Origin of the sequence: Proteus terrae subsp. cibarius (genome assembly GCF_011045835.1) — a bacterium.
Classification (GTDB): domain Bacteria; phylum Pseudomonadota; class Gammaproteobacteria; order Enterobacterales; family Enterobacteriaceae; genus Proteus; species Proteus cibarius.
The window spans coordinates 2284328-2301648 of record NZ_CP047349.1 but is presented as its reverse complement, the minus strand read 5'-3'; the positions used below and the strand labels follow the sequence as shown (position 1 = coordinate 2301648).

At 33.3% G+C, this 17321-nt stretch carries 16 protein-coding genes, 1 tRNA gene and 1 riboswitch; of the genes, 11 read left to right on the top strand and 6 right to left on the bottom strand.

Annotation, left to right across the window (positions count from 1 at the left end):
* Positions 1 to 55: 55 nt before the first annotated feature.
* Both GTH25_RS10735 and GTH25_RS10730 read right to left on the bottom strand, forming a co-directional pair.
* Positions 56 to 886 carry a hypothetical protein gene (locus tag GTH25_RS10735; RefSeq protein WP_075674145.1) on the bottom strand — a complete coding sequence of 277 codons (831 nt, stop codon included), beginning with the start codon at positions 884 to 886 and terminating at the stop codon, positions 56 to 58.
* Between the two features lie 228 nt (positions 887 to 1114).
* Entirely contained in the window at positions 1115 to 1951 is an 837-nt protein-coding gene (locus GTH25_RS10730) for a hypothetical protein (RefSeq protein WP_164530556.1), read from the bottom strand.
* A gap of 289 nt (positions 1952 to 2240) precedes the next feature.
* On the opposite strand from GTH25_RS10730, the gene GTH25_RS10725 reads away from it, so the two are divergent.
* The 6 genes from GTH25_RS10725 (at position 2241) to GTH25_RS10700 (ending at position 9261) form a co-directional block, all read left to right on the top strand.
* The gene (locus tag GTH25_RS10725; RefSeq protein WP_164530555.1) at positions 2241 to 2687 is read left to right on the top strand and encodes a DUF6386 family protein; all 447 of its coding nucleotides are present in this window, start codon (positions 2241 to 2243) and stop codon (positions 2685 to 2687) included.
* A gap of 642 nt (positions 2688 to 3329) precedes the next feature.
* Complete coding sequence (locus GTH25_RS10720) at positions 3330 to 3860, top strand: fimbrial protein (RefSeq protein ID WP_075674142.1); 531 nt, start codon at positions 3330 to 3332, stop codon at positions 3858 to 3860.
* Positions 3861 to 3922: 62 nt separating this feature from the next.
* Entirely contained in the window at positions 3923 to 4648 is a 726-nt protein-coding gene (locus GTH25_RS10715) for a fimbrial biogenesis chaperone (RefSeq protein WP_083629133.1), read from the top strand.
* A gap of 16 nt (positions 4649 to 4664) precedes the next feature.
* Entirely contained in the window at positions 4665 to 7193 is a 2529-nt protein-coding gene (locus tag GTH25_RS10710) for a fimbria/pilus outer membrane usher protein (RefSeq protein WP_083629132.1), read from the top strand.
* Complete coding sequence (locus GTH25_RS10705; RefSeq protein ID WP_238795277.1) at positions 7190 to 8569, top strand: fimbrial protein; 1380 nt, start codon at positions 7190 to 7192, stop codon at positions 8567 to 8569. Before GTH25_RS10710 ends, GTH25_RS10705 begins: the two co-directional genes overlap by 4 nt.
* A 2-nt stretch (positions 8570 to 8571) precedes the next feature.
* Complete coding sequence (locus GTH25_RS10700; protein ID WP_075674140.1) at positions 8572 to 9261, top strand: fimbrial biogenesis chaperone; 690 nt, start codon at positions 8572 to 8574, stop codon at positions 9259 to 9261.
* Between the two features lie 237 nt (positions 9262 to 9498).
* Here the strand turns inward: GTH25_RS10700 and GTH25_RS10695 are convergent.
* Positions 9499 to 9574 (bottom strand) — tRNA-Lys (locus GTH25_RS10695).
* A 260-nt stretch (positions 9575 to 9834) separates the two neighbouring features.
* Between GTH25_RS10695 and cycA the strand changes: the two genes are divergently transcribed.
* From cycA to GTH25_RS10680, 3 genes are all read left to right on the top strand, one after another.
* On the top strand, positions 9835 to 11247 hold the full coding sequence (gene cycA, locus GTH25_RS10690) for a D-serine/D-alanine/glycine transporter (protein WP_075674139.1): 1413 nt from the start codon (positions 9835 to 9837) through the stop codon (positions 11245 to 11247).
* A 293-nt stretch (positions 11248 to 11540) separates the two neighbouring features.
* On the top strand, positions 11541 to 11978 hold the full coding sequence (locus GTH25_RS10685) for a universal stress protein (RefSeq protein WP_164530554.1): 438 nt from the start codon (positions 11541 to 11543) through the stop codon (positions 11976 to 11978).
* Positions 11979 to 12186: 208 nt separating this feature from the next.
* Entirely contained in the window at positions 12187 to 13005 is an 819-nt protein-coding gene (locus tag GTH25_RS10680) for an MBL fold metallo-hydrolase (protein WP_109418892.1), read from the top strand.
* A gap of 73 nt (positions 13006 to 13078) precedes the next feature.
* Here the strand turns inward: GTH25_RS10680 and GTH25_RS10675 are convergent, their stop codons facing one another.
* Together GTH25_RS10675 and GTH25_RS10670 are read right to left on the bottom strand one after the other, a co-directional pair.
* Entirely contained in the window at positions 13079 to 13663 is a 585-nt protein-coding gene (locus GTH25_RS10675) for a GrpB family protein (protein ID WP_075674136.1), read from the bottom strand.
* Between the two features lie 255 nt (positions 13664 to 13918).
* Positions 13919 to 14365 (bottom strand): universal stress protein, encoded by a 447-nt coding sequence (locus GTH25_RS10670; RefSeq protein ID WP_075674135.1) that lies wholly within the window; start codon positions 14363 to 14365, stop codon positions 13919 to 13921.
* Positions 14366 to 14600: 235 nt separating this feature from the next.
* Between GTH25_RS10670 and psiE the strand changes: the two genes are divergently transcribed.
* Both psiE and rlmA read left to right on the top strand, forming a co-directional pair.
* Positions 14601 to 15014 (top strand): phosphate-starvation-inducible protein PsiE, encoded by a 414-nt coding sequence (gene psiE, locus GTH25_RS10665; protein WP_023581865.1) that lies wholly within the window; start codon positions 14601 to 14603, stop codon positions 15012 to 15014.
* 147 nt (positions 15015 to 15161) lie between these two features.
* Positions 15162 to 15977 (top strand): 23S rRNA (guanine(745)-N(1))-methyltransferase, encoded by an 816-nt coding sequence (gene rlmA, locus GTH25_RS10660; RefSeq protein WP_099660602.1) that lies wholly within the window; start codon positions 15162 to 15164, stop codon positions 15975 to 15977.
* Between the two features lie 82 nt (positions 15978 to 16059).
* Here the strand turns inward: rlmA and mntP are convergent, their stop codons facing one another.
* The gene (gene mntP, locus GTH25_RS10655; RefSeq protein WP_006533102.1) at positions 16060 to 16647 is read right to left on the bottom strand and encodes a manganese efflux pump MntP; all 588 of its coding nucleotides are present in this window, start codon (positions 16645 to 16647) and stop codon (positions 16060 to 16062) included.
* Between the two features lie 84 nt (positions 16648 to 16731).
* Positions 16732 to 16845, bottom strand: a riboswitch (yybP-ykoY riboswitch).
* Positions 16846 to 17321: the final 476 nt, after the last annotated feature.

Sequence of the window (17321 nt, the reverse complement as noted above, 5' to 3'; positions counted from 1 at the left end):
AAGTGACCTTTTTTGTGTAATTCAGAATAAAGATTTTTTATTAAAAAAAAGTAACTTATTCATAATATTCGAATTTATTATATATAGTTGCTGTACTGGTATCGATTATTATGTCATCTTTTCTAACTTCACTTACCATATCCCAAGTTAAGCAGTTATTATATTTATCCCATTCTCGGCATGTATTGTTATATTCTCTTATATCATCATATAAGCTGGTGAATATTTGCATTTGGCGCAAAATTTTACCATCTTTGCCATAATGGAATTCTAATGTAACTTCATCATTATCAATTGCTTTGAAAAGACGCCCTTGTTCATCATAAAGATAATGAATTGAATTTCCTTGATTTTCTGCAGTAGACTCAATAATAGTTTCTGCTGAAATTTTATCATTTTTATAACTCAGCTTAGCAAAATCAGTTCCTATCAGTGAGCCATCATAATCATAGAAATAAGATTTTTTGTCTATCAATTGATTTTGATTATTTTTACCATAAAATTCAACTAAATAGAGCGAGTATGTTCTATGACGATTTTTTATCTGGTATTTATATTTTAGATTATAAGGCGTTGACATTCTTAAAAGATTTGTCTCAATATGCTCATGGACATATTCTTGTGTAGAAAAGTTATATTTGGTAAGAACTCCACATTTATCAAATTGAGATTCTCCTTGAAAAGCTTTGAATCGGCCTTTTTCAGGTAAGTCGCTAGTAGTTGTGATTGATTTTATAGGCCCATAATTAAAATCGATCGTAATGAACATCACGTTATTTATATTCACTTGTTTTTGTGATTTATCACAAGAAACTTGAGCCGCAAATGCTGGAAGTGAAATAAAAAGTGTGTAAAAAGAGAAAATAAAAAATAATGGATATTTCATATAATGAGTCATCTTAAATTTTATTAAAAGAGAACATGCTATAGCACATATTCATCATTAATTGATTTAAGTAGTTTTACACAAATAGTTTTTTAATGAAAGCATAGTAGATGAGTATTTAATCACAGATAAGAAGATATGTAATAAACATAAAAAACCAGTCTATTTTAGATAGTCTGATTTTTATATTGTTAACTTAAATTTGATACGAAAAATATAATATAAATATTATTCGTAATAAATAAACTCGTTATGAAGCATGGCCTTACTAAAATTCACCAATTCATCATTAAATTTAATCGTACTCTCAAGCTCCTCTTTTGAACAATTAGCAAATTTGTCCCATTCAAGGCAAGTCGTGATAAAGGCTTTATCTTCTCCATTAATACCCTTGATATAGTTCGATTGTTTGATAGTTTTTCCTTCTGGATCATACTGATACTCTACATTTACTTTTCCGTTTTCTATTACGGATTGTAGTTTTCCTTGAGGATTATAGATGTATTCTGTTGTGATAGTCTCAGTTGTAGGATCGGATGATTTGCTAGTTTCTTTGATAATACGACCATCTTTATAGTCGAATTGGCTGGTGATAGTATCTAGTAAAGTGCCATCATTTGCGTAATATTGAATGACTTTTTTGTTGAACCGATTCTGTTCATCTTTATGATAGGTTTCTTGCATGTAGATAGAATGTGAGCCATAGGTATTTTTTACTTGAAATTGATATCGAATAACAGAAGGGTTATTTGGTAATGTCCTTATTAAATTAGTTTCTACATTGCCTTCAAAGTACTCCTGCATTGATGTGCTATCTTTCAATAATTTTCCACATTCATCAAAGTGAATTTCACCTTTTAGTGCTTTAAAACGTCCATCATGGGGAATGGTGCTTGTCATCGTGACTGATTTAACAGGGCCGTTATAAGAAGTGAGTAATATAATATTGTTATTAGCGATATTGGTTTGTTTTTCAGTATCGGTGCATTGAGTTGAAGCCGCGATTGCTGAAAATGAGGAAACCGCATAAAGGAAAAGGCTAATAAGGAGTCGTTGTGATTTCATAAGACCGTCCATGTTATGTATTCGTCATACTTCAAGTCGCAGCGTTGTTGTCTGAGTTCATTCGCACTAGGCGATACTTGTGTATACGCCTAGAGACTCATTCACTTGTCGCCTAGCGGGATCTTGAATTATTTAGAGTATATGTATTCAAGCTACATTTTGATTTATAAAATATAGGTCTAGTATAGGGAATTGGTTTGCTAAATTGTATAGATAAAATCCTATATGATTAACCGGTATATAAAGAAAAAATATTTGGTACGTTCAGAACTGTTTTGGGAGCATTAAGATGTCAAACGTGTTTTCTTTTATGACTGATACAGCAACTCTGGCCATTTTTGATTTACAAGCGATCCGACATAGAAAATCAGATACAGCAGATTGGTGGAGCATACCAGATGATGAGTTAGAGGAAATGAACAAGGGTAAGATTGCATTTATTGGGTTAGGTAATGATGGCTTTTACACAATAAATCTATGCGACAACATCGAAGAGCCTGATGTAAAAATAAATATAAGCTGTCCATCGGGTAAAGTCTTTATTGGTGCGGGAGAGGACACTACTGGCGGTGATTTAGAGCCAGATGATCCACTGTATCGTTCTGGTGATATTATCTCGTTACCAATAGGAAATTATAAGATTTCATTAAAAAAGGCAGCAAATATTGTTTTTATTTCTATCACTCCAAGCAAAGCGAAAGCAAATAATTTTGAGAATATTTTACGTTTAGATTAAAGAAATATATAAAAAATATAATAACGAGTGAAAAGATGACGTTATTCAAAAATATCATCATTATACTTTATTAATAAGTTAATAAAAATAAATTAAACAATTTATGGTTATATTAAATGTGATATAACGAATATGCTGATTATAAATTAGATTAATCAATTAACTAAATATTAATTGATTAATCTAATTTAAATATCTCTGAAAGAAAATAGTGATATAAGTAATTACTCGATAATCAAATAAAGAATAGAAACGATTTTATTTTTAAATTTAAAAATAATTAATGAATGATTGGTCTTATTTTATTAAAAATGACAAATATCAATTTAAGGTAAATTAATGTTATTTTTAATATTAATCCTAATAAAATTAACGTTTTTTTGTTAAAAAATGCGCAATAGTCGTATTTTGACTATAAGAATATACTTAAAATCGAAAGATATATACGTATTAGCCTCTATATACGATGAAGATAGTTGCATTTTATGAGTAAATAAGTTGATAATCATGCATACTTAAATATTAGTACGTAATAAACATGAAATAAGGTTATTAAACCATTATTATTTCGTGTCTGCCTTTTCTTTTATTCAAAACCCAAAAATAAACTTATTTAGATATATTACCGGAGAGAGTTTTATTATGAATAAAATGCTTCTTGCTGCGATGATCGCAGGTATTTTTTCATCAACAGTTTATGCGGCTTCTGATAATACCATTCGTTTTCAAGGCGAAGTTTCTGATGAAACTTGTACTGTAACTGTTAATGGTAATTCAGCACTTCCAGTTGTTTTATTACCAACAGTACCCGTAACTGCATTAGATACAGCGGGTAAAACAGCAGGTCAAACACCATTTACAATCGCAGTGAGTGGTTGTACAGGTTCTAAACCAACAGATACAAATATTAAAACTATTTTTATTGCTAATAATCTGACAACAGAAGGCCGTATTGGTAATACTGCGGCAAATAACAATGTTAGCTTAGAAATTATTGATCCTGCAAAAACAGGCACCAAAATTGATTTAACAGGTGTAGGTAACGAAGGTTTAGTATTAAAAGCAAACGAAAAATCAGCATCTTATGATTATGCTGTGCGTTATTATGCAGATGATGTTGCAACAGCTGGTAAAGTAGAAGGTAGCGTGCAGTACTCTATCTCTTATCAATAATGCTTATATGTCTCCTTTATATAAAGGAGACATTTTCTATTTATATAAGAGGAAGATAAATAATGAAAAAAATAATAATGTTAATTGCCGTATTTTTTTTAAGTTATAGCACAGCATCGTATTCTAGTGTCACTATGCTAAAAACACGTATTGTTTATTCATCGGATTCACGCTTTGAAGTTTTAAAATTTATGAATAACGATGAAATTCCTTACATTATGCAAATATGGGCGGATAAAGATAATCCTAATTCGACTCCAGATGATGCAGATGCTCCTTTTATTATTCAGCCTCCTGTCTTTCGTATCGACCCTAAAACAGGGAGAGATGCACGATTAATTTATACGGGTGAAGGGTTACCACAAGATAAAGAATCTATTTTCTATTTAAATGTGGCACAAATTCCTCCTAAAGATTTGAATAAAGATATAAAAGAAGGAAATAGCTTTACGGTTATTGTGCATCATCGATTAAAAATATTCTATCGTCCAACAGCGATTGTCTCTCAGCTAAATAATATCGAGAAACAAATATCATTCTTAAAAGAAAGTAATGGCAATATAAAAGTTAAAAACGACTCACCTTTCTTTGTGTCATTTGCACAACTTGAAGCTACGAATGCGTCAGGACAAAAATCTGCATTTAAATCAACTATGGTATCTCCATTATCAACAGAAATATTAACCGCTGAAAATGGAGAAAAACTTTCATTTTCACCCGATAAAATAACCTATAAATACCTTAATGATCTAGGTGGGCAAAACAGCGCAACAGATTTAATTCATTAATAAAAATGGCATTGAAATGAAATTCATAGAAAAAAGCATAGCGCAATTAAATAAGAGAATAAAAGTCGTATTTATAATCGGCTCATTTTCTCTATTTATTCAATCAATGCCTTCTGCATTCGCTGATGATTATGAATTTGATCCTTCTCTATTATTAGGTAGCAAGAATAATATCAACATTAATCAGCTTCACGATAGTAATTATGTGGATCCTGGTGATTACGATGTTGATATCTATATTAATAATCGTTTTCTTGAAAGAAAAACAGTGAGTTTTCAATTAAATGATAAAGGTAAAGTGATACCGTGTTTTGATCAACAACAGATTGATGAAATGGGTATTTTGCTTGATAACGAGAGCAACCAAGATAATGGTCAATGTTTAGTATTAAACCAGATCAATAAAAATATTGTAGATTCGTTTGATGCTTCTAACTTTAGAATAATGATTGCAGTGCCTCAAATCTTATTAAAACGAAGACCACAAGGCTATGTTAATGAAGACGATTTAGATGCAGGCAACACTATGTTGTTCACCAATTATTCTGGTAACTACTATAAGAATAAATCGAACGGACAAACTTCAGACTATGGTTTTGGTAGTATCAACATGGGTGTAAATCTGGGAACTTGGCAATTTCGCCAACAGGCGTCTTACTCTTATAACTCATCGAAATCGGGAAGTAATAGTGAATTTAATTGGATAAGAACTTATCTACAAAAACCTTTATTGACATTAAAGTCGATGTTAGTTGTTGGCGATATCTATACAACAGGTGCACAATTTTCAAGTCTGGCCTTTAAAGGCATTCAATTAATGTCTGATGAAAGAATGTTGCCAGATTCTCAAAAAGGCTATGCGCCTGTTATTCGTGGAATTGCGACGACTACTGCTCGTGTGGTGATAAAGCAAAATGGTATTGAAATTTATCAAACGACAGTATCACCAGGGCAATTTGAAATAGATGACCTTTATCCAACCAGTTATGAAGGGGATTTATTAGTTGAGATTAACGAGAGTAATGGCAAAGTTTCTTCTTTCACTGTGCCATTCACTGCATTACCTGAGTCAGTAAGGGCAGGCCGCTTTAAATATAACTTTACCGCGGGTGAAGTGAATAATTTCGGTTCAGAAAATAGTTATTTTTCAGATGTCGCCTTGCAATATGGCATGAATAACACTGTAACGTTAAATACTGGGGTGCGTGTAGGACATCAGTATCAGGCAGTATTTGTCGGTTCTGTTATTGCCACAAAATTAGGAGCAATAGGTTTTAATTCGGCATTTTCAAATGCTGATGTGGGTGGCAAAAATTATCAAGGTGGGCGTTTAGGTATTAGTTATAGCCGTACTTTTAGCCCAACAAATACCGTTATTACACTTGCAGGCTATAAATATTCAACAGAGAATTTCCGCGAATATAATGATGTCTTGGGGTTAAGAAAAAGTGCAAGTAATGACATGGAATGGAATTCCAGCAGTTATAACCAAGAAAGCCAGTTTACACTTAGTGTTAATCAGTCTCTTGATAAGTGGGGACAACTTTATATTTCAGGCTCTATCAGTAACTATTATGGTAATAAAGGGCATGATGCTCAGTATCAAATTGGTTATTCAAATACCTATAAAGATATAGCTTATAGTCTTGCCTATAGCCGCCAAAAAACGGGTCAAATGACAGCGAATAATACCTTCACACCAATAACAACGGATCCGATATCAGAAGATATGGTGATGTTATCTGTTTCTATGCCATTAGGACGTTCTGATTATTCACCAATGCTATCGTTATCTTCTAGCCATTCTAGTGATGATTCGAGTTATCAAACGAATTTATCAGGGCTTTTAGGAGAAGATAAAACACTTTCTTATAGTGTAAATGCAGATTACGACACACAAAATAGAGCGGTAGGCAGTGGTTTGCATTTAATCAAACAGCTTCCTTTTACCACGTTATCAGGCAGTATCTCTAATGGTAAACATTACACTCAAGGTAGTGTTGGTATTCAAGGTGCGTTAGTTGCACACAGTGGAGGGGTAACGTTAGGGCCTCGTATTAGTGATTCTTTTGCTTTAGTCGAAGCAAAAGGTGCAAGTGGCGCGAGTGTGAGTAATGGTATGGGAGCACGCATAGATCCCTTTGGTTATGCCATAGTGCCATCTCTTGTCCCTTACCAATATAATAATGTTAGTTTGGATGGGAAAAATATTAGGAATAATAATATTGAGTTATTAGAAAATACTAAGCAAATAGCGCCATATTCAGGTTCTAGTACTAAAATCGTCTTTAAAACCCAAGTCGGATATCCTGTATTGATTTCGGTTAAGCCTGCAAATTCATTGGCATTAGGTGAAAATGTCTATGATAAAGATAGACATATTGTTGGCATGGTGGGACAAAGTAATCAGATTTATGTCAGAGTTGAAAATAAAAAAGGGACACTAACTGTCGGTAAAGATGAAGATAGTTGCCAAATCGATTACTCAATACCAGAAGAAAAAGAAGCCGATAAACTCATTTTATTATCAGGTCAATGTTTATGAAATTAAATCGCTGTTTACTTTCTTGTCAGTCCTCTATTTTATTGGCGTTGATGCTATTTCCTTCTTTAGCTTTAGCAACATGTTATAAAATAACAACCACGACGACGAATCCCAATAGTTCGTATTATACCGAACCCGGCAAAGGTTCAGCGAAAAGTTGGGCTGGTGCAAGAGATGATTCTGGCTCAATGGGAAGTACGCCAAAAGTAATTAATGTCAATAACGACCATTTTCAAGTTCCGGGTACATTAGTGGCAAGTGGTTTTGTTTCTTTTTTTGAGGCTGGTTATGAAGTATATGATCCTGAACAAATATTATTTCGTTGCACCGCCGATGAAGAGGGTAAATTAAGAGAGTTTTACTCAACTAATGGCGACTATAGCTATGGTGGCAAAAATTTAGTTAATCCTGCATTAGGCTTAAATGATACTTATATTAGTCTGGCAAGAGGATTAGGTATTCGCATTAAAAACACCATTACAGGCGAATATTACAGTCGCTATTGGAAATCTCGTGCTTTAGATAATTTAGAAAGAGATAGTCTAGGATGGATCTTAGTAAAAGCAAAAAACTTTTCTAATATGGAAGTCGAGTTATTTAAGATTAACTATGAAAGAACAAGTGATATGCCACCTGCACAATCAAGTAGTGGCTTAATTACTTTTATTAACCAACCGGCAGGTTATATTGCTTTTCAAAGTTCTAATTTCTCTTATTTATTAAAAGATGGTTCAGATCACGCGACAAACTATCATGGCTTTTATGCTTATTGGCCTGCGGCTGTAAATATGTCTCGCCGTATTTATATTCGTAATGCATCCACTTGTTTTGTGCGAAATGTTACGCCTTATGTTTCATTCCCATTGGTCACTATTAATGAGTTAGCTAGTGGTAAAAAAGTGACTTTACCTATTACGATTGATTTTTATTGCCAATTAACATCACCAGCGAGTGATGGCATGAGCAATATTTCTAGTGGAACGGGAGCAGGACAAACTGCAATGGGATTTTTACCCAGACCAGCGAATGTCAATAAGGCAATTGAATTAGGATTAACAGTACCTAATGGTGCCGCAATTACCCATTTAGTGACAGACGGTTATGGTACTGACTCAAATATGGCAAAAGGGGTTGGTGTAAGAATATATCGCCCATCAGGTGGAGCATTAAATTTATTATCAACATTAGCTAATGAAGGACAAGGTGAGGGCTACGGTTGGTATCCTGTTTATGATGATGCTAATTCAGTCTCATTTAATAATGGTATTGCCGATTTAACTAAAACATTATATGCCTCATTAGAAGCGTTACCGAGAGAGAAAATAACTGCAGGTAAATTTAATGCGACATTACAAGTGATTATACAGGTGCAATAAATATGAAAAGGATCAGTATTTTTATTCTGTTACTGTGTTTTTCGTTTATCGCCAAAGCGAATTTAGCATTAGATGGTTCAAGAGTGGTGCTTTATCACTCAGACAGAGAAGCATCATTAAATATAAAAAATGATGGCGAGTTTCCAGTGGTGGTTCAAACATGGGTTGATGATGGTAACCCAGAAAATACCCCAGAAACCATAACCGATGTTTCCGCTTTATCACTACCACCAGTTTTACAATTAAAACCTAGTGAATCACAACAGGTACGAGTGATTAATAAATTTACCAATACAGATAAAGAGAAAGAAACACTTTATTGGCTGAATTTATATGAAATCATGCCTAAGCCAGCGAATAAAAAATATGATGAAGGTTTAATTAATGTCGTCGTTAGATTACAAGTAAAAGTATTTTATCGCCCTGATGATTTAGTTATGGCGATTTCCGATGTCAGTAGCGCTCTTATTTTTACGAAATCAGATAAACAGTTAACAATTGAAAACCCGACACCTTTTTATGTCACCATTAAATCAGCATCAAGTGAAAATGATCCTAATATTCTTATTCCTATGATAGCGCCATTTTCCAAACAGCAAACCAACCTAGTAGATAGTAGAATAAATACCATTAACTATGTTTTGATTGATGATTTTGGCGGGGAATTTAAAGATAAAAAAGAGATAAAATAGGCTTTCTGGCGGTTTATATTGAATTATCCAGCTAAACTAGATTAATTGTTTGTTTTGATTGATTCTATTTATTTTAAATTTGGATGAAAAATAAGCGGATGCTATTTTCTTTAATTACCGTATTATTTTGAGTGTTTAACTTAAGATAAATGTGACACTTTCGCGACAGTTTTATTCCAAAAGCAAAAAACCACTTCTTGCGAAGTGGTTCAATTGCCTGATTTCTCAGCGTAAATTTGGTGGGTCGTGGGAGGCTCGAACTCCCGACCAATTGATTAAGAGTCAACTGCTCTACCGACTGAGCTAACAACCCGATGCGCTGATTATTCTCCTCTCAAATGCGTTGGTCAAGCGCTTATTTTGATTTTTTTTCAAATGTATAAAATATCGCCGAGTAAATTAAAGAAAGGATCTTATCTGGTTATCAAAGCATCATTCATTTTACTAAAAGTGATCTTTTCATTACTTATACTGAGATTTGTGTCACAATAATTTCGCAAACATATTGCCGCGTCAAAAAATAAAATAGCGGTGAAAACAACATCGAAAATATGAAAACACTTCAGGTATTGTATGGAAGATCAAACAGAAATTTCTCCTCCCGTTAGAGTGAAAAATGCCACTCTACAGCGCGGGCTAACAAATCGTCATATTCAATTAATTGCTATTGGTGGTGCTATCGGTACTGGTCTATTTATGGGATCAGGGAAAACCATTTCGTTAGCTGGGCCATCAATTATTTTTGTCTATATGATAATTGGCTTTGTCTTGTTCTTTGTAATGAGAGCCATGGGCGAGCTGTTATTATCGAATTTAGAATATAAGTCATTTAGTGATTTTGCTGGTGATTTATTAGGGCCGTGGGCTGGCTTCTTTGTCGGTTGGACATATTGGTTTTGCTGGGTCATTACGGGTATTGCCGATATTGTGGCTATAACTTCTTATATTAGTTATTGGGCACCTAATTTTCCTGAATGGGGCACATCCTTTATTTGTGTACTGACATTACTTATTTTAAATTTAGCGACAGTCAAGCTCTTCGGAGAAATGGAATTCTGGTTCTCCATGATAAAAATAACCGCAATTGTCTCTTTAATTATTGTAGGTATTGTTCTTATCAGTATTGGATTTGAATCTCCAGCAGGGCACACTGCCGCACTAGAAAATATTTGGAATGATGGAGGAATGTTCCCCAAAGGACTAAGTGGTTTTTTTGCTGGATTCCAAATTGCTATTTTTGCTTTTGTTGGGATTGAATTAGTCGGTACCGCTGCTGCAGAAACGCGTAATCCAGAAAAATCCTTACCAAAAGCTATTAACGCTATTCCTATCCGTATTATTACTTTTTACGTATTAGCATTAGCCATTATTATGTCGGTAACTCCATGGCGTTCTATTTTGGCAGATAAAAGCCCATTCGTTGAGCTATTTGTTATGATAGGAATACCAGCAGCAGCGAGTTTAGTAAACTTTGTTGTATTAACAGCCGCTGCTTCTTCTGCGAATAGTGGGATATTTTCCACAAGCCGAATGTTATTCGGTTTATCTAAAGAAGGTGAAGCGCCAAAACAGTTTAGTCAATTATCTAAGCGTGCAGTACCTGCGAATGGGCTGTTATTTACTAGCTTATGCCTGTCATGTGGAATTATATTAATTTACTTTATTCCTGATGTTATGCACGTATTTACCTTGGTAACAACAGTCTCGGCGTTATTATTTATGTTTATTTGGAGTATGATTTTATGCTCTTATTTGGCATATCGTAAAAAACGTCCACAATTGCATGAGAAGTCTATTTATAAAATGCCTTTGGGAATTATTATGTCGTGGCTATGTCTTGCATTTTTTGCATTTATGACAGTGCTATTAGCCTTTGAACATGATACTCGCCAAGCATTAAGTGTGACTCCACTGTGGTTTATTGCATTAGCAGTTGGTTATCAATACGTTAAGAAGAACAAACAGAAAAATGCTGTTCAAAAATAACATAACGACGACCACATCGATTACATAGTAAAACGAGAGAGCCTTATTATTTAATAAGGCTTTTTATTAAAAATAAAATGTCATTACTAATAAAATAATTAATAGTTTCTAAAATAAAAAATCATCAAGAATAAAGCTTATATTTATTTTCATTTTTTTACTTATTTTCATCATTAATTTGAGTGAAAAACAGACGTTATTTTTCCTAAATAAAATATTTTTAAAATATGTTAACTACATCCGGCATTTTTCTAAAAATACACTATCCTACAATTAAAATAAAAGGAGGCGGTATGTATAAGAATATTTTGGTTCCCATTGATATTGATGAAGATAACCTGATGAACAAAGCAATTCCGTTAGTGGAAAATATTGCAAAAAATGAAGATCCTTATGTTCACTTTTTGTATGTACTTCCTAAACTTCCGCAATCTTCTTATTATCGACTTGTTATGAATGGTGATCAATTAGATCAAGGATGCTTAAAAACGTCTGCGGAAAAAGAGCTTAAAAAAATAATCGAACGTTTTGATTTACCTGACGATAGAATACAAACTCACATTTGTATTGGTACACCAAGAGATGCAATATTACAGGTTGCTGATGAAGTGAATGCGGATTTAATTGTGATTGGCTCGCATAATCCGGAAGACGATTCATATCATATAGGTTCAACTGCTGCAGATATTACACGTTATGCAAAACGTTCTGTTATGGTAGTAAGAAAATAGGGCGATAAGATAAGCCTAATGTTTTTATAGCGATAAATAAGAATATTTGCAGATTTAGTGATATCGCTGTTATGTTCTGTTCGTGCGTAACAGCGATTATGTGGCTTCAAAGGTAAAGCAATTGTACAGATAGACAGCTTTTATATTTGGAACAAATTCTTTTTTTAATTACTATAAGTTATCTCCTGATAATAATTAAAAAATCCCTATGTTAACGATCACCGCATTGCTAGAAAACAAATCAATTAATCCTGAACTTAACCACTACCCTGGTTTATCATTATTGTTAGAAGATGATGAGTGCCAAGCTAAAATTCTCTTTGATACTGGAAAAGACCTTACTTTTATTTCAAATGCCAAAAAAATGGGTATTGATTTAACCACGTTGAAAACAATTGTTGTGTCTCATGGGCATTATGATCATTTTGGTGGACTCACGCATTTGCCAGTAGATTTTTTTATTCATAAACCACGAATTATCGCTCATCCCCATCTATTTTCTGTTCGTTATTCAGCACTTTTTTTAGGCAATAAAAATATTAAATTTAAACGGTTAGCACCTTTATTTGATCGCAAAAAACTTGAAACACAGTTCTCTTTTGAATTAACACAAGCACCGTTAGCTATTGAAGAAAACTTTATCTATTCGGGGCAAGTGACCCAACGACAAGTAAATAAACGCTACGGTGTTATTATTCATGAATCAGGCGAAGAAGATGACTATGTTCTTGATGATAGCTTTCTTGTTTGGCAAGGAAAGAAAGGCTTAGTGATTATCACAGGTTGTAGTCACTCAGGTATCGAATCCATCATTGGACACGCGAAAAGAATAACAGGAAACAACCAAATTCAAGCGATTGTAGGAGGATTACATTTACGTTGTGCGACACCATCAGCATTACAACGTGCGAAAAAAGCCATAGATACAAATATTGATGTCTATGGATGTCATTGTACTGGCGTATTAGGGCGAAAATATCTTAATGCAAAAGATTTTAATGCAGGGCAGTCTTTATCTTTTGAATAAAAACCAACAATAAAATTTATATCCTCACGTTAGGAATAGTGTGAGGATATGAAATAAAAAGGAGAATAGTTGCTTAAAGTGAATCAAAAATTCGCTGATAAATAACTTTTACAACGTGATCTTTTTTCTGGTTATATTGATGTACATTTTCAACATCTTCTTTTGCACTGAGTTTTGCATCGATATATAACTCTCTATCTTCTTTATGGGTAATTAACCAATCTCTAAATAAAATATGTCTAAGATGTTCAGGACAATTAGGTGCAAATATATGTAGGTTCACTTTGGGTGTTTCTAGTTTCAACATACGATGTTGATACCAAGAAGGTTCTCTTACTGTAAGTTCATAGCCTAACTGATTTAACCAAGGAATATAGCGGGGCTCATCAGCAGGATCTGCAACAATTAAGTCAATATCAATGATCGGTTTTGCATCTAATCCAGGTACTGCTGTTGAGCCAATATGCTCAATGGCTAAACATTTATCTTTTAATTTTTGGGTAATATTTTCTTTTTGTTGATTAAATAATGTTACCCATAATTCATTATAGGGCTCAATCTTTATCATACTTGGTGTTGGTTTTCCATTTACCCACGGATTTTCATCAGGGGAACCTTCTTCAAATGTACAGATTTTCTGTTTTAGATCTTGATTCATAAGTATCTCATTTAAGGTTTGGAAGACAGAGAATGAAAATAAATTTATTGGAAGTAAATTTAGGATCAAGCTGAAACAGCGATAAAATAGACCTAAAATTTTAGTTTTTTGGTCTGTATTCTAACAAGTTAGCTCTTTTAAATGAAAAAATTAAGGCGCATTTAGTGCTATTTATAATGAAAATAATTGCAGAGTTCTTTTGGCAATAAATAATCTAGTATTATTTATTGCCAAAAGAAAAGAAGGTGCGTGGTCTTACTTGCGGATGACCATTACTGAACGTGACGTATTATTCACTATATAATCTGCCGTAGAACCCAGCAATATATTGCGTTTATTGCGTGAGCTGGAACCTATAATAAGGGTATCTGCATCAATTTTTTCTGCTAATTCTAGAATATTGTAATTAGGCGTACCAATAACGGCATGACATTGGTATTGTTCTTTGGGTAAATTAAATTGTTGTTTTACACATTGTTCTAATTTTTCAGTTAATAGAACTAAAGCTTGTTGCTTTTTCTCAACGACAGATCTGCTATCACAATTAAGTCCATAAGCTTCTAAAGAACGTAAATTAGGCATAACTGTAATGAAATGGAAATAATTTTCTGGTTTCCTAGCTAGGAAGTGAATATCTTCGATCATGCGCTGAATTCTGCTATCTTCTAATAAATCAATTGCAACGAGGTATTTGTTAGCCATAGTGTGCCTTTTCAATAAATTAGCTCTTAAATTAAGTATAAGTAAACTGGCTTACAAGTTGAAATTTAAAAGTAAATATTGCGATTATTGCATCATTATTCTTGGATTTTTGGCTCTAAAAGATAAAAAATAGTGTGATGAATGCATAAATCCATTAAAATTTAGCCAAATTGCCTAATAGGCCTTTTATCATTTGTTACACATCATGGAATGATCCCACTAGGTTATAGTTTATATGAGAAAATCAAGCGAAGACTTACTGAAATGTATTGCCACTATATTACAGTGGGTGCTTAATATTGGATTACTTATTTTAGCGATTGTATTGGTTAGTTTTCTTATCAAAGAAACTTACGTAATTGCTTCATTATTATTTAATTTAGGTGCAGAAGAGTCGTCTTATCAATTGCTAGAAGGTATTTTGATCTACTTTCTTTATTTTGAGTTTATTGCGCTTATTGTTAAGTATTTTTTATCTGGTGGGCATTTCCCTCTTAGATATTTTATTTATATTGGAATAACGGCAATCGTACGTTTAATTATTGTTGAGCATAAAGACTCTGTTGATACGCTAATTCAATCAGGTGCAATTTTGCTGTTAGTTATTGCGTTATTTATCGCTAACACTGAAAAACTTAAGCGAACTTGATCTGCTTATAAGTTGTGGCTGTTAAGCGACTTAGCATAGAGAGCATGATTTAAGATTAAAAATAAAGAGTAAGGTTTTCCGCAAGACTGGGAGAGGTATGTTATTATCTCTCCCAATTTTATTCTGGGTTACACAAAAAATATTACTATGTCCTATCAATGTCCATTATGTTATCAGGCACTTTCTCTTCAAGCTCACAGTTGGGTCTGTGATAATAATCATCAGTTCGATTGCGCTAAAGAAGGGTATGTAAATCTCTTACCGGTACAATTTAAGCGCTCAAAAGAGCCTGGTGATAGCGCTGAAATGATCAACGCACGCCGTGAGTTTTTAAATGCAGGTTTTTACCAGCCAATGCGAGATAAAGTGGCTGAGTTAATACAAGCATTATTGCCTGAAGATAACCGTGTTGTATTGGATATTGGTTGTGGTGAAGGTTATTACACCAATCAGTTTTATCAAAGTCTAAAATCACATAACCCGCAAGTGTATGGTTTAGATGTTTCTAAAGTTGCGATTAAATATGCGGCTAAACGTTATTCATCAATTCACTTTTGTGTAGCTTCAAGTCAACGCTTACCTTTTTGTGATGCTTCTTTAAATGCGGTTGTGCGTATTTACGCCCCTTGTAATAGTGATGAGTTAGCAAGAGTTATTGCGCACAATGGTTATATCATTACTGTTACACCAGCCCCTCGTCATCTTTATCAGTTAAAAGCACTAATTTATTCAGAAGTACATCTTCATCCATTAAAAGAGGAATATTTTGATGGATTTAATAAAGTATCTGAACATCAAGTCGCTTATATGATGAATTTAAACGGTAAGCAGGCTTTTGATTTATTACAAATGACACCATTTGCATGGCGTGCAAGTGAAGAAGTAAAACAGTCATTAGCGGAAAGTAAAAGTTTTGAGTGTGAAACCGATTTTTTAATTCGTGTTTACCAGCGTCATACTTAATCACGCGAAATTAAAAAAGTTAATAAAAAAGCTTAGGTCGTAATGTTTCAAACCTAAGCTTTTTAATATGCTTTATTAGCGATTATTTGGCGTACATAAATAATTCTAAGTGTTCGAAGACAATATTAAAGCCGATTGCAATTAATACGATCCCACCGATAATTTCTGCTTTTTTTCCAAGTACTGGACCAATATAACGGCCAATTAGCATACCTAGAGTTGCCATAATCATAGTCATCATACCAATCGTCATTGCGGTATGAACAATATTAACTTGAAGGAACGCTAAACCGACACCAATGGCCATTGCATCAAGGCTTGTTGCAATACCCGTTGCGATTAAAGACAGTGAGCCGTGGCGTTGTGGGGCATCTTCTTCACAAGGACAATCATCACCACGTTTTAAGCTTTGGTAAATCATTCGGCTACCAAGAACAAACAGTAATCCAAAGGCAACCCAGTGATCCCATTGAATAATATATTGGCTAGTATATAAACCTAGTGCCCAACCAATAACGGGTGTGCTGGCTTCAATAATACCGAATATAAATCCAGTGCGGAGTGCTTCACGAAAACGAGGTTTGTGTAATGTGGCACCTTTACAGACGGCGACAGCAAATGCGTCCATAGAAAGGGCAAGGGCGAGAATGATAGTAGCGTAGAAACTCATAATAAAGCCTCGGTTGGGGTATTTCCATATACACACAATTGACCCCCAACCAAAGAAGTACAATCATGTGTCTATGGTCTTGCCAACCGTATTACGGCATCTGCACCACGCTAGATGAAAATAAGCGAGTATGTTGATACAGATTTCTTAAAATAATGTTTTTTATTTTAAGACAGGCTACTCCCCAATGACTTGGTGCAGAAGATAACATATTATTTTCGAAAGGCAACATATTATTTATTATATTTCAAAGATGATATTGATAATAATTATCATTATTAATTTGGCGATTTTAAATATATTATAAATAACATCCAGATGTTAAAAAAATGATAAATTTCAATATGATGAATAATTAACCATATAATAAACAATGGATTTTAATTATTTTTATAATAAGAAATTAGTTTTTTTATAGAAATAAATACACCTGAAAATTATAAGCTTTATTCTCTACAAAATTAAATGAATATTAAATGAGCCTATATTTAATGTGTATATTTAATACTTATTTTTAATATGAAAAAATAAGAAAGTTTAAATTATAGAAAGATATACTACATTAATTTTAAATGTTTACTTTATGATTATTATCTTTAGTTATCTAAGGGTTAAGCGATGACTAAAAATAAAGTAGCTAAAATAAAAAAGCCATTCATTTTGAATGGCTTTTT

Excerpts from the sequence above, each read along its gene's own strand:
- GTH25_RS10680 (WP_109418892.1), top strand. The coding sequence starts at position 12,187 with ATGTTAACGATCACCGCATTGCTAGAAAACAAATCAATTAATCCTGAA.
- GTH25_RS10730 (WP_164530556.1), bottom strand. The coding sequence starts at position 1,951 with ATGAAATCACAACGACTCCTTATTAGCCTTTTCCTTTATGCGGTTTCC.
- GTH25_RS10700 (WP_075674140.1), top strand. The coding sequence starts at position 8,572 with ATGAAAAGGATCAGTATTTTTATTCTGTTACTGTGTTTTTCGTTTATC.
- GTH25_RS10675 (WP_075674136.1), bottom strand. The coding sequence starts at position 13,663 with ATGAATCAAGATCTAAAACAGAAAATCTGTACATTTGAAGAAGGTTCC.
- GTH25_RS10725 (WP_164530555.1), top strand. The coding sequence starts at position 2,241 with ATGTCAAACGTGTTTTCTTTTATGACTGATACAGCAACTCTGGCCATT.
- GTH25_RS10715 (WP_083629133.1), top strand. The coding sequence starts at position 3,923 with ATGAAAAAAATAATAATGTTAATTGCCGTATTTTTTTTAAGTTATAGC.
- GTH25_RS10710 (WP_083629132.1), top strand. The coding sequence starts at position 4,665 with ATGAAATTCATAGAAAAAAGCATAGCGCAATTAAATAAGAGAATAAAA.
- GTH25_RS10705 (WP_238795277.1), top strand. The coding sequence starts at position 7,190 with ATGAAATTAAATCGCTGTTTACTTTCTTGTCAGTCCTCTATTTTATTG.
- GTH25_RS10735 (WP_075674145.1), bottom strand. The coding sequence starts at position 886 with ATGAAATATCCATTATTTTTTATTTTCTCTTTTTACACACTTTTTATT.
- cycA (WP_075674139.1), top strand. The coding sequence starts at position 9,835 with ATGGAAGATCAAACAGAAATTTCTCCTCCCGTTAGAGTGAAAAATGCC.
- GTH25_RS10720 (WP_075674142.1), top strand. The coding sequence starts at position 3,330 with ATGAATAAAATGCTTCTTGCTGCGATGATCGCAGGTATTTTTTCATCA.
- psiE (WP_023581865.1), top strand. The coding sequence starts at position 14,601 with ATGAGAAAATCAAGCGAAGACTTACTGAAATGTATTGCCACTATATTA.
- GTH25_RS10670 (WP_075674135.1), bottom strand. The coding sequence starts at position 14,365 with ATGGCTAACAAATACCTCGTTGCAATTGATTTATTAGAAGATAGCAGA.
- rlmA (WP_099660602.1), top strand. The coding sequence starts at position 15,162 with ATGTCCTATCAATGTCCATTATGTTATCAGGCACTTTCTCTTCAAGCT.
- mntP (WP_006533102.1), bottom strand. The coding sequence starts at position 16,647 with ATGAGTTTCTACGCTACTATCATTCTCGCCCTTGCCCTTTCTATGGAC.
- GTH25_RS10685 (WP_164530554.1), top strand. The coding sequence starts at position 11,541 with ATGTATAAGAATATTTTGGTTCCCATTGATATTGATGAAGATAACCTG.